Genomic DNA, 12,930 nt, shown 5'->3' with positions numbered 1-12,930 from the left:
ATGAAGAAGTTATTACTCTTAGCTACCATATTCATAAACTCGATTTGTGTTTTGGTAGCCCAACAAGACCCACAATATACCCAATACACCATAAACCAAAGTGTTTTTAACCCAGCTTATGCTACTAACGACTTAGGAGTTATAAATCTTGGTTTTATGCATAGAACACAGTGGACAAACGCTGTAGGAGCTCCAAAAACATATACACTTTTTGCGCATACTCCATTATCTGAAAAGTTTGAAGTTGGTTTTTCATTAATAAGCGACAACATAGGTGATGGTACTTTAAAAGAAACCAATTTTTATGCAGATTTCGCTTATATATTACAGCTAGACGATTACCATAAGTTATCTCTCGGTTTAAAAGCTGGTTTTACCAGTTTAGCCACAAATTTTGATAATTTCAGGTTTCCTGATGATGATATTACAACTGGATTTTTATCTAATGATATTGCGTTTGTAAATCAAAACTCTACCCTTCCTAGCTTTGGTATTGGTGCTTTTTATTTTACCGATGATTATTATGTAGGTATTGCTGCTCCGAATTTAATCAATGCGAAACATATTGAAGAGAGAAATGGACTACGCAACATTGGTGGTGAAGAAATTCACTTATTTGTAAATGCAGGTTATGTTTATAAATTAAGTGATGTTGTAAAATTAAAACCTTCATTTTTACTAAAAGCTGTCAAAGGTTCTCCTATGGTTTTAGACACTTCTTTAAATGTGTTATTTAACAACAGGTTCGAAGGTGGTGTTTCATACAGAATTAATGATTCTTACAGTGCCATGCTAAATTTCCGTGCTACTTCTAGCCTATCGGTTGGTTATGCTTTTGACTTTACTACTTCAAATTTAAGCAACTTCAATTCTGGAAGTCATGAGGTATTTATACTGTTTGACTTTGACACTTTTGGATTGAAGAAAGGATTTGACAAATCACCAAGATTTTTCTAAAAAAGAATGTATTATGAAGAACAAAATTATATTTATACTAACATTTTTCTACTTTACTTGTTTAAATGCCCAAGTTGATAGAAACCTTGTAAGAGCCAACAAATATTTTGAAAGAGCCTATTATAGCGAAGCCATTCCTTTTTATAAAAAGTCTTTAGATAACGGATATTCTTTTGAAGCGTTAAAAAATATTGCCGATTCCTATTTTTATATTGCTAAGTATAGCAAGGCTTCGGTTTACTATAAGTACCTAGTAAAAAATTACAAACGATTAATCGATGGAACAACATACTTTAGGTACGCTGAAACGTTAAAGGCAAAAAATGATCATGAAAGAGCAAATAAGGTATTAAGCTCTTATTATAAAAAACATGATTCTACTAAGTTAGCAGCACTTGAAAAATCCATCAAATATCTTGAAAATGTAAAAGCTATTGGTGATCGATTTACCATTGAAAATTTATCCATTAATACTGAAGAATCAGAATTTGGAGCAATTCGAAAAGGTGATACAATCATTTTTGCGGCTCCAAAGAAACCAGAAGATGGAGTTCATAAAACGTATGGATGGACGGGTGATCAATATTTAGATTTATACAAAGCCTCTGTTAAAAATTTATCCGACTTAAGCCCTTTTTCTTCGGAAATAAATACCAAAGTACACGAATCAAACATCATTTTTACTCGTGATGGTAAAACAGCTTATTTCACCAGAAATAATTATTCCAACGGAAAAAGAAAAAAGGATAAAAATAAAGTAACACATGTTCAAATTTTCAAGGCAGAATTGATTAATGGAAAATGGAAAAACATTACTTCCCTCTCTATTAATAACGATAACTACTCAACTGAACACCCAGCGTTAAGTCCTGATGAAAAAACCTTATATTTTGCATCCGATATGCCAAAGGGATTTGGATCTTTTGATATTTATTCTGTAGCCATATTACCTGATGGAACTTTAGGGTTACCAGAAAATTTAGGTCCAGAAATTAATACTGATAAAAAAGAACAATTCCCATTTATAGACGCTAACAACAACCTTTACTTTTCATCAAATGGTCGTAATGGTTTTGGAGGGTTGGATGTTTTCATTGCTCAAATTAATGGCGATTCAGTATCTAAAGCCGATAACATTGGACTACCTGTTAATTCTGGTTATGACGATTTTTCTTTCAATATTAATACCACAACAAAAGAAGGCTACTTTTCATCAAACCGTCCAACAGGAAAAGGAAATGATGATATCTATAAAATAGTTGAGCAAAAACCATTAGTTATTGAAAATTGTGCTCAGTTCATAACTGGAACAATTACAGATGCCGATACGCAACTGACTATTTCAAATGCATCAATTACTTTGAAAAAAGATGGAAATATTATTGCAAAAGAAACCACAGACAATGATGGATATTTCAAATTTGATGCTGATTGTAATTCAAACTATGTTGTTATAGCCACAAAAGAAGGTTATTCAGAAGAAAAGGCAATTCTTACTTTAGGAGATGAACGAAAAAAAGTAAATGATGCTTCCTTAGCTTTAAAATCGTTAATTAAACTCGAAGAAGAAAGAAAAGCAGCCCTAGTCTTACAACAACAAAAGGAGCATGAACTAAGAGTTAAAAAGGCAGAACAACTTGAGGTTGATCGTAAAAAGAAAATAAAACAAGCCATTGCTAAAGAGAAAGATATTGTCAAAGAAAATGGCGAATTGGTAATTAAAACTGAAGAAATCAATTTTGATTATAAACTATGGTATATGCGACGTGATGCTAAAAAGGCTTCTAAAGTAGTTATTGACTTAATGAAGAAATACCCTGACATGATTGTGGAAATTGGTACACATTCCGATATGCGCGGTAATAGTAGATACAATAAAGAACTCTCGCAAAAAAGAGCCAACTCGGTTCGTTATTACTTAATTGATGAAGGGATTGAACCAGATAGAATTAAAGCAATGGGATATGGAGAAGATAAACCTTTGATTAAATGTAAAACTGAAAGTGCTTGTTCCGAAGAACAACATGAAATAAATAGACGATGTGAATTTGTTGTCAAAAAAATATACTAATCCACAATAAGCGAGCCTTTTGGCTCGCTTATTGTTTATACAAACTAAACAAACAAAGACACTCACTAAACAAAGTGCTAATTTTACTCATTTAGATAATGACTATGAGAAATATTCGTTTACTTTGTTATGTATGGACAGCCAGCAAACCTGGTAAGCATAGAAAAAATGTAAAGAAATGAAACAGATGAAAAGACTAACACCCATTTTAATAATGATTTGTTTATTCTCAACCACCATTAATGCTCAAGATGGTTACAAAAACTCATGGGATCAAGTTTATAAATTTGAAGTTGACAACCTTCCTAAATCAGCATTAAAAATAGTTGATGAAATATATTCGAAGGCAAAAAAACAGAACAATACTCCGCAATTGATTAAAGCATTGTTTTATAAAAGTAAGTTCTCTTTAACTCTTGAAGAGGATGCGCAACTCAAAATCATTAATCAGTTTAAAGAACATATTGCTTCAAGTAAATTCCCAACTAAGAATGTGCTTGAAAACGTATTAGCCAATTTATATTGGCAATACTTCAATCAAAATAGATGGAAGTTTTATAATAGAACCCAAACCAATGTAAAAGTTGACACCAACGATTTTAGAACTTGGGATTTAACCACCCTGTTTCATGAAATTCATAATAAATTCGAAGCTTCATTAGAACGTTCTTCTGATCTTCAAAAAATAAAGATTTCTGAATTCTCAGACATCTTACAGATGACCAAAGACACAAAATCGTTACAACCCACCTTGTTCGATTTTCTTGCTTACAATTCTTTAGAGTTTTATAAAACTTCAGAAACGGCTATTACCAAACCGACTTATGAATTTAAGATTGATGATAAAAGTTATTTAACAAATAGTAAAGATTTCTCAAAGCTTAACCTTTCCACAGAAGATAAGCTATCGCTTCAGTTCAATGCATTAAAAACCTATCAAAAATTACTTCAATTTCATAGCTCTAAAAATAATGTAACAGCTTTAGTACACTATGACATAGAACGATTGGTTTTTGTAAATAAACACGGAACATATAGCGATAAACAAAAATTACTTTTAGAAGTTCTCGAAGCTTCAAAAAAACGATATAATGATAACGAAGCTTCTGGTCTGTATGCTTATGAAATTGCTAAAATTTATAGTGAATTAGCTAGCGCATATCAGCCTGAAAAAAATGAAACTCATCAATTTAAAAATAAAGAGGCTCTAACCATTTGTAATGAGATTATAAAGAAGTTTCCAGAAAGTTTAGGAGCTAAGAAATGTGAGGCACTAAAGAATAACATTACTAAGCCTGAGCTTAACATTATTGCAGAAAAGCATGTTCCTATTTCTAAATATTCTCGTGTTCTTGTTAGCTATAAAAATATTTCTGAACTATATTTTTCTATACACAGGATTAGTCTTGATCAAATTGAGCAACTTCATCAAATTTACAATACTGAAAAACAATATGACTTCCTTAAAAAACTTCCGAAGATTGAAGGATGGAATTCAAACCTTAAATCAGTTGGCGACTATCAAAAACATACTACCGAAATTGGACTACCAAAGCTAAGTGGAGGTAACTATGTAGTTTTGGCTTCTCCAAAAAGAGAGTTTAAAGAAAATTCAACCTTTGCATTTACCAACATTCAGGTTACGAATATTGCTTTTGTTTTAAATCACCAACAAGAAAATAATTATCAAGTTGTCGATAGAAATACAGGTGCTCCATTGGTTAATGTCAAGGTAAACCTTTCAAACGATACAAGAAGTCGTCATAACAGACCTATTAACAGAAATTTTGTAACAGATAAAAACGGAGAATTCACTTTTACTCCAAATAGACAATACTACGCAAATGTTACTGCAACAATCGAGTATAAAGATGACAAAGCGGTTTTTACAGGATTTTACATCAATCCAAAGCATAGAAATGCTAATAACTCAAATCGTTCATATACTCAAACCTTTTTATTTACGGATAGAAGTATTTACAGACCAGGTCAAACGGTTTATTTCAAAGGAATATCTATAGAAACTAATGGAGAAAATAAATCAACAGTTAAGACTGAAAAAATGGTTACAATTTCTTTAAAGGATGTAAACTATCAAACCGTTAAAGAAATTGAATTAAAAACCAACGAATTCGGTTCCTTCTCTTCTAGTTTTATTTTACCAAGCCAAGGACTAACGGGACAATTTGTAATTGAAGCTTCTATAGAAGACCAAAGAAATAATACTTACATTTTGGTAGAAGAATACAAACGTCCAAAGTTTGAAACGCAGTTCAAACCTATTACGGAAACCATAAAAGTGAACGACCAAGTAAAAGTAATTGGGTTCGCAAAGGCTTTCGCAGGCACTTCCATTACCGATGCCAAGGTGGTATATCGCGTACATCGAAAAGTTGTTTATCCTAGATGGTGGTATTGGTACAAACCTTATTTTACCTCTCACCCGAAAGAAATTGTTCAAGGAGAAACCACTACAGATGAATCTGGAAACTTTTCAATTACCTTTAATGCTATTCCAGATGATAGTGCTGATAAAAAAACACTACCTGTTTTTACATATGAAGTTACCGCTGATGTTACTGATATTAATGGTGAAACAAGAAGCGCTACAACCGAAGTTAAAGTTGGTTACCATGCCTTGCTTGCGGATATTGAAATACCAAATAATATTGATAAGCTTAGTAATGAAACCAACGTTACTTTTTCGACTAAAAACTTAAATGGCGAAAACATCGAAAGCGCTGGTTCTATCGAAATATTTAAGTTAAAAGCTCCGGAACATGTATTGAGAAGCCGTCCTTGGAATGCTCCAGATTATCAAACTATTTCGGAAAAAGAATTTAGAACTAAGTATCCTCATGATGCTTACACCAATGAAGACAATTATTTATACTGGAAAAAAGGCAGGAAAGTTTTCTCTTCGGAGTTTAATACGGCTAATAAAAATGAACAGACAATTAAAGGATTAAGAAAATGGGATTCTGGAAAATATGTTGCCATTTTAAAAACTAAAGATAAATTTGGTCAAACTGTTGAAGCAAAACAATTCTTTACACTATCATCTATAAAAGATCAATTACCATTTGACCAACAATTAATCTCAGTATCTACGGATAAGAAGAAATATAACATCGGTGATACGGCTACCATTACAGTAAGTAGTAATTCTGAAAATATTAGCTTGGTTTTATTGATTGAGAAAGATCATACTGTTTATGCCAAACACTATGTTCACCTGGATAAGAGTCAGAAGAAATTCTCGGTCTCTGTGACTGAAGAGGATTTAGGTGGATTTGGAATTGAATGGTACTTCGTGCAATATAACAGTTTTCAAAAAGGACAGTTAGAGATTAATGTTCCTTACCCAAAAACCGATCTAGAAATTACTACGAATACCTTTAGGGATAAATTACAACCTGGAGAAAAGCAAACTTGGAGTTTTACGGTAAAAGGCCCTAAAAAAGAAAAAGTAGCTGCGGAATTGTTAGCGGGTATGTATGATGCTTCTTTGGATGCTTTTAAACCTCATAAATGGAATTTTTCTCCAATACAAAAACCTGAGTATCGTTCGTACAATAATGCCAATGCTGGTGTAAGTTTTGGAAACACTAATTTCAATGTTAAAAACTTAGATAGAGCTCGTCCATTAAACTATGCCCCAAATTATACAAAGTATAACTGGTTCGGATTAAACCTAAACAACCAACAATGGTCTCAAAGAGAATATGTAAGAAACTTAAGATTTCAAAAGACCAAATTTGACAATAAGATATCTGGTGTTGTAGAAGACGAATCTGGACCATTACCAGGTGTGAATGTTCAAATAAAAGGGACATCTTATGGAACTACAACAAATTTCGACGGAAAATTCACTCTGAACGTCAACAATGGCGATATTTTGGTCTTTAGTTTTATTGGAATGAAAACCGTTGAAAAGAAAATGGGTGATTCAGGTTACATTGCTGTATTAATGGAAAGTAATGATAACGCCTTGGACGAAGTTGTTATTGCGGGTTATGCAACAGGAGTAAATGCGCCAAGAAGAAAAATGGCCCGCATGGCTGAAAGTACTATGATGTTAGCTGAAACTGAAGATGTGCAAGAAGAGTTTGACGATCCAGGAAATGTTCCCGCTCCTTCAAACAATGACAGTGGAGTACCGAAAAAAACTGATTTCAGTAGTGTTCAAATACGTAAAAACCTACAAGAAACTGCTTTCTTTTATCCACAGTTAACAACCGATGCTGAAGGAAACGTATCGTTTAATTTTACTGTTCCTGAAGCTTTAACGAAATGGAAATTACAATTATTAGCTCACAGTAAAGAACTATATTCTACAACTAAAACTTTAGAAACGGTTACACAAAAGGAGCTAATGGTAACCCCTAATGCACCAAGATTTTTGCGTCATGGAGATAAAATTACCATCAGTGCTAAAGTTTCAAATTTATCTGATAAAAATCTTACAGGAACCGCTAAACTTGTATTGACGAATCCTATTTCCGGAAAAGAGATAAATCTTTTACAAAACTCAACACCAGAACAATCTTTTTCAGTAGATAAAAAAGGAAACACAGAAGTTTCTTGGAGTCTATTTATTCCTGAAACCATTGATGCTGTTCAGTATAAAATATTAGCTAAAGCAGGTGGTTTTAGCGATGGTGAACAAAATGCATTACCTGTATTATCTAATAGGATTTTAGTTACTGAAACCTTACCTATGTGGGTTCGTTCTAATGAAAGTAAGACCTTTCAACTGGATAAACTAAAAAACAATACTTCAACAAGCTTAAAGAATCATCAATTAACATTGGAAGTTACCTCAAATCCAGCATGGTATGCAGTGCAATCACTTCCTTATTTAATGGAATATCCACACGAGTGTAGCGAGCAAATATTCGCAAGGTTTTATGCCAATACTTTAGCAAGTCATATTGCGAATTCAAATCCAAGAATTCAAGAAGTATTTAATCAGTGGAAATCGTCTGATGCTTTGTTAAGCAACCTAGAAAAGAACCAAGAATTAAAATCTCTGATTATTCAGGAAACACCTTGGTTGCGAGATGCACAGTCGGAAACAGAGCAGAAGAAACGAATTGCTTTGTTGTTCGATTTAAACAAATTGAGTAATGAACAGCAATCTGCCATTCGTAAGCTTCAAAGCATGCAACTGAATAATGGAGGATTTCCATGGTTCAAAGGAGGATATTATCCTAATAACTACATTACACTTCATATAGCTAGTGGGTTTGGACATTTGAAAAAGCTTGGAGTTTCGAATTTCGATAATGTTGCGAATAATCTTATCAATAAATCGATTCGATTCCTTGATAAAGAAATTGTAGACATCTACAAAGATGTTTTGAAAGAGGCGAACAAAATCAAAGAAAGAGATGGTGAAAAGAAATACAACGAATATTTAAAGAAAAATCACCTGAATAATTTTATTGTTCAGTATGTATATATGCGTAGTTTTTATGATGACATTACTATTAATTCGGAAACTAAAAAAGCCATTACATTTTACACGGAACAAACTTCTAGATTTTGGAAAGATGCTGATTTGTATAGCCAAGGATTAATGGCGCTTATTAATCATCGAGATAATCAGAAAGAAACAGCAACTAATATTTTGAAATCTCTAAGAGAAAATAGTATTACTTCTGAGGAAATGGGTATGTATTGGAAAGCGAATCAAGCAGGTTGGTATTGGTATCAAGCACCAATTGAAACTCAAGCATTGCTAATTGAAGCTTTTTCCGAAATAGAAAATGACACAAAAACAATTGATAATCTAAAAATTTGGTTACTTAAAAACAAGCAAGTAAGTCAATGGAAAACTACAAAAGCAACCACAGAAGCTGTGTACGCATTATTATTACAAGGAAGTGATTGGCTGTCTTCTACAGAATTGGTAGACGTAACTGTTGGAAAACAATTAATAAATTCAGAACAAAATCCTGAAATTAAATTAGAAGCAGGAACAGGCTATTATAAAACTTCTTGGAACGGAGAATCCATTCAAAAAGACATGGGAACTGTTACCATGAAATCGAAAGGTGAAACTGTTGCTTGGGGTGGATTGTACTGGCAATACTTCGAGGATTTGGATAAAATTACTTCGGCAAAAACACCTTTACAACTGAAGAAAAGAGTCTTCAAAAAGGTTAATTCGGATACTGGTAAAAAACTGATAGAAATCGATGATCAATCAACTTTGAAAGTAGGTGATTTATTAACGATAAGAATTGAACTACGTTCAGATAGAGATATGGATTTTGTTCATATGAAAGATATGAGAGCAAGTGGTGTTGAACCTATTAATGTACTTTCAGAATATAAATGGCAAGACGGTTTAGGTTATTACCAAAGTACTAAAGATGCCGCAACAAATTTCTTTTTTAGCCGCTTACCTAAAGGAGTGTATGTTTTCGAATATGATGTAAGAGCCAATAATGCAGGTGATTTCAGCAATGGAATTACAAGTATTCAGAGCATGTACGCACCAGAATTTACTAGTCATTCAAATGGTATTCGTATTACAATAGAGAAGTAAGAAGGCACTCAAAACGTTCAGCTGCATTCATTTTTATGGTGTTTATGACCGAACAATATGAAAATAAAAACAGAGGGAGAAGTATTGAACACTTCTCCCTCTGTTTTTTCGAATAAATCCAAGCTAGTCTTTTGACTTTCAATAAATATTTCACAACCTAAAACAATTTATTTATTTCGCTTTCGTTTAATTCCAAATGAGAAAAATTCATGTATTTTTGACATCAATTTTGAAACATATTTTCACTTAAACTATTAAATATTTTTGAATATGAAAAAACTGTTATTGTTCATCGGTTTTGTAACGTTATCGGTATTCGCTGCAAACGCTCAAGACATCTCTAAAAATGCTATTGGTGTTCGTTTTGGAGAGAACAACGGATTTGGAGGAGAATTATCTTATCAGAGAAGATTAAGCGACAACAATCGTTTAGAAGCTAATCTTGGTATTAGAGGAAACAGTTCATATAGCGCTTTTAAAGTTGCTGGTTTATACCAATGGGTTTGGCAACTTGAAGATCGTTTTAATTGGTACGTTGGTGCTGGTGGTGGATTAGGAAATTGGAAAACGAAAGCCACTAATAATTCTGACACATTTATTTTTGGTGCTGGTGTTATCGGAATTGAATACAATTTCGATATCCCATTATTAATTTCGTTAGATTTTAGACCTGAGTTCGGATTTAGCGATACCTATGATGGTTTCGAAGCCGATTTTGGATTGGCTTTCCGTTACCAGTTCTAAGAATTATAGAAAACATATTAAAAAAACCTTCAAGTGCTACTTGAAGGTTTTTTTTTGCACTTTTTACAAACCATTCTTTGATTGATTCTCAAACCTCTACTTTTAGAATTGGAAAACTAATTAGTATGGGAAATAAAGCTACTGCTTGGAAAATGGTAAAGAGCATCAGCTATGGTATTTTTGCCTTTTTAATGATTACACTTTCATTGTTTCATATTTTTTTTGAAAACACATCTAAAGAACAAAGAAGAATAGTTTTAAAATACAAAAATAAAGTTAAAGAAAGGGATAAATTCCAAGTTGATATGTTAGATGAGTTCGATAAAGGAAACTTATCCAAAGCGAAATATATAGACGAAACGAAAAAAGGATTTCTTCATTACAAAGAAGAATTAATTAAGATAATCGATAAAAAAAAACAATTGACCAAGGAACATACATTTCGAGGGCGAAATAGCTTTCATTTCTGGCTTTATGTTACTGGAATTGTAACTTTAGGTTTGTTTTTTAGTGTAAAATCATTAATCGATGATGTAAAAAGAAAAAATCCCTTTAAACAACAATTTTTATCTTTTACAGGTGTTATTGTCTGCATTTTTTGGTTGATTCATCACACCTTTCTAACTCAAAAAGATTTTTCTAAACAAAACTATGTTGGACTTTTAATTCTCTGTTCATTAATTTCTACCGCTTTCATTTTTTATTTAATAAAATATACCCTTAGGAAGAAAACATATACCAAAAAGGATTTATTAAAAGCCGAACAAACCATTAACCATTTAGAAGAAAGTTTATTATTAAAACAGGAACAAGAAAGAGCTAAGGAAAGACAACGTATTTCTGAAGAATTACATGATGGAGTTTTAGGAAAATTATTTGGTACAAGAATGGGGCTAGGTTTCCTAGATATATCAACTACAGAAAAAGAGAAGTATGAAAAATTCTTATTCGAACTTCAAGAAATAGAAAAAGAGATACGTAATGTTTCTCATAAATTAAGCGCTAATCTCACCGGTGCTGACATTAACTTTGAATCTTTAGTTAGAGACTTAATGGAAGAAAAAAGCCAAATTGGAAAGTTTGATTATAAGTTGAACTTTGAAAACATGGATTGGAGGACGGTCAATGATGTTATTAAATTAAATCTTTATCGGGTTATTCAAGAATCCATTCAAAACATTCTCAAACATGCTAAAGCAACCGAGGTTATAATCAATCTGAAAAATATACAAAATGTAATTTCAGTTGAAATACATGACAATGGAATAGGCTTTTCCAAAACCAAACAAAAGTCTGGTATTGGCTTAAAAAATATTCACTCCAGAATAAAGAAAGTAAAAGGTACAATTTCCATAAACACCGAACATGGAAAAGGAACCTCTATTATTTTAAATATTCCTTTAAAACATATTAGTTCAACATCAAATTGAGTGCTTTTCAAGAACTCTATTACGAAGTGCACCTAGTTTAATCCTCAAGAATATTTGCAATAAGCAGCGCAGCCTCATCTATTTCTTTCTTTGAGGTACTTTTTCCCACAGAAAACCTTATAGTACCTTTTGCATGTTCAAAATTAGTTAATACTGCCTTTACCACATTTGATAGTTTAACCTCACCTGAATGACATGCAGATCCAGCTGATAGCGCCACATTATTTCTTAATTCATAAATTAAATTGTTTGCATCTACATTCTTAAAACTAGCGTTTAAGGTGTTTGGTAAACATTTGAAAAGATTCCCATTAACGACTAGATCGACCTTTAAACTTTGTAACTTTTTCAGTAAGTAGTCTCGTATGTCTTTCATGTGCTCGGTGTTCTTAACAAATTCTTCCTCGGAAATTTCAGTTGCTTTACCTAAAGCTACAACTTGGGCTACATTTTCAGTACCTGGACGTACTCCTCTTTCATGGCCAGCTCCAAACATCAGGTTGTTTAACTTCGTTCCTCTTCTTATATAAAGTGCTCCCACTCCTTTTGGAGCATAGATTTTATGCCCCGCAATTGTTAGCAAATCAACTTGTAACTGATCTACTTTTGTTTCGATTTTCCCTACCGATTGGGATGCGTCTGTATGAAAAACAATACCTTTTTCTCTTGCCAACTTTCCTATTTCTTCAATAGGTTGAATACTTCCTATTTCATTATTGGCATGCATAATCGATATTAAAATGGTTTCATTGGTAATGGTCTTTTTTAACTCTTCTACCTTAATAATCCCTTCATGATCAACATCAACATAAGAAATTGAAAAACCTTGGCTTTCTAAATATTTACAAACTTCTGTAACCGCTGGGTGTTCTATTGCCGAAGTTATGATATGATTTCCTTTTACTTTATTGGCCATTGCGGTTCCAATAATCGCATGATTATTGGCTTCTGTACCTCCACTGGTAAATATTATTTCATCAGGATTGGCTCCTATCAAATTCGCTACTTGTTGACGTGCCTTTTGAACAGCCTCTTTTGCTTTTAACCCCTGATTATGTATACTTGATGGATTTCCATAGATACGAGTTAAATAAGGTAGCATCTCGTCCGTAACTCTAGGGTCAATTGGAGTAGATGCGTTATAATCTAAATAGATAAATGGTGTTTTCATA

The 12,930-nt window shown here is 32.6% G+C and carries 6 protein-coding genes; 5 read left to right on the top strand and 1 reads right to left on the bottom strand.

All coding sequences use genetic code 11. From position 1 onward, the window contains the following. The 5 genes from ACKTTV_RS21040 (at nucleotide 1) to ACKTTV_RS21020 (ending at nucleotide 11,758) form a co-directional block, all read left to right on the top strand. Nucleotides 1–957, top strand: a complete 957-nt coding sequence (locus ACKTTV_RS21040; RefSeq protein ID WP_408032855.1) for a PorP/SprF family type IX secretion system membrane protein — start codon at nucleotides 1–3, stop codon at nucleotides 955–957. 13 nt (nucleotides 958–970) lie between these two features. Beyond that, a complete protein-coding gene (locus ACKTTV_RS21035) occupies nucleotides 971–3,028 on the top strand; it encodes an OmpA family protein (RefSeq protein WP_408032854.1) in 2,058 nt (685 codons plus the stop codon). 187 nt (nucleotides 3,029–3,215) lie between these two features. Continuing rightward, nucleotides 3,216–9,584, top strand: coding sequence for an alpha-2-macroglobulin family protein (locus ACKTTV_RS21030; protein WP_408032853.1), 6,369 nt, complete (start codon nucleotides 3,216–3,218; stop codon nucleotides 9,582–9,584). Between the two features lie 270 nt (nucleotides 9,585–9,854). After that, nucleotides 9,855–10,328 (top strand): hypothetical protein, encoded by a 474-nt coding sequence (locus ACKTTV_RS21025; protein WP_408032852.1) that lies wholly within the window; start codon nucleotides 9,855–9,857, stop codon nucleotides 10,326–10,328. Between the two features lie 125 nt (nucleotides 10,329–10,453). Beyond that, entirely contained in the window at nucleotides 10,454–11,758 is a 1,305-nt protein-coding gene (locus tag ACKTTV_RS21020) for a sensor histidine kinase (RefSeq protein WP_408032851.1), read from the top strand. Between the two features lie 37 nt (nucleotides 11,759–11,795). Here the strand turns inward: ACKTTV_RS21020 and ACKTTV_RS21015 are convergent, their stop codons facing one another. Then, nucleotides 11,796–12,929, bottom strand: a complete 1,134-nt coding sequence (locus ACKTTV_RS21015) for a cysteine desulfurase family protein (RefSeq protein WP_408032850.1) — start codon at nucleotides 12,927–12,929, stop codon at nucleotides 11,796–11,798. Nucleotide 12,930 lies beyond the last annotated feature (1 nt).

The organism is Tenacibaculum xiamenense, from assembly GCF_964513065.1.
GTDB classification, from domain to species: domain Bacteria; phylum Bacteroidota; class Bacteroidia; order Flavobacteriales; family Flavobacteriaceae; genus Polaribacter; species Polaribacter xiamenense.
Note: the sequence above shows the minus strand (reverse complement) of the source record. Positions and strands in the feature narration are given on the sequence as shown.

What these genes read in the sequence shown, in the direction of transcription:
- ACKTTV_RS21035 (WP_408032854.1), top strand. Translation starts at nt 971, where the DNA reads ATGAAGAACAAAATTATATTTATACTAACATTTTTCTACTTTACTTGT.
- ACKTTV_RS21025 (WP_408032852.1), top strand. Translation starts at nt 9,855, where the DNA reads ATGAAAAAACTGTTATTGTTCATCGGTTTTGTAACGTTATCGGTATTC.
- ACKTTV_RS21020 (WP_408032851.1), top strand. Translation starts at nt 10,454, where the DNA reads ATGGGAAATAAAGCTACTGCTTGGAAAATGGTAAAGAGCATCAGCTAT.
- ACKTTV_RS21030 (WP_408032853.1), top strand. Translation starts at nt 3,216, where the DNA reads ATGAAAAGACTAACACCCATTTTAATAATGATTTGTTTATTCTCAACC.
- ACKTTV_RS21015 (WP_408032850.1), bottom strand. Translation starts at nt 12,929, where the DNA reads ATGAAAACACCATTTATCTATTTAGATTATAACGCATCTACTCCAATT.
- ACKTTV_RS21040 (WP_408032855.1), top strand. Translation starts at nt 1, where the DNA reads ATGAAGAAGTTATTACTCTTAGCTACCATATTCATAAACTCGATTTGT.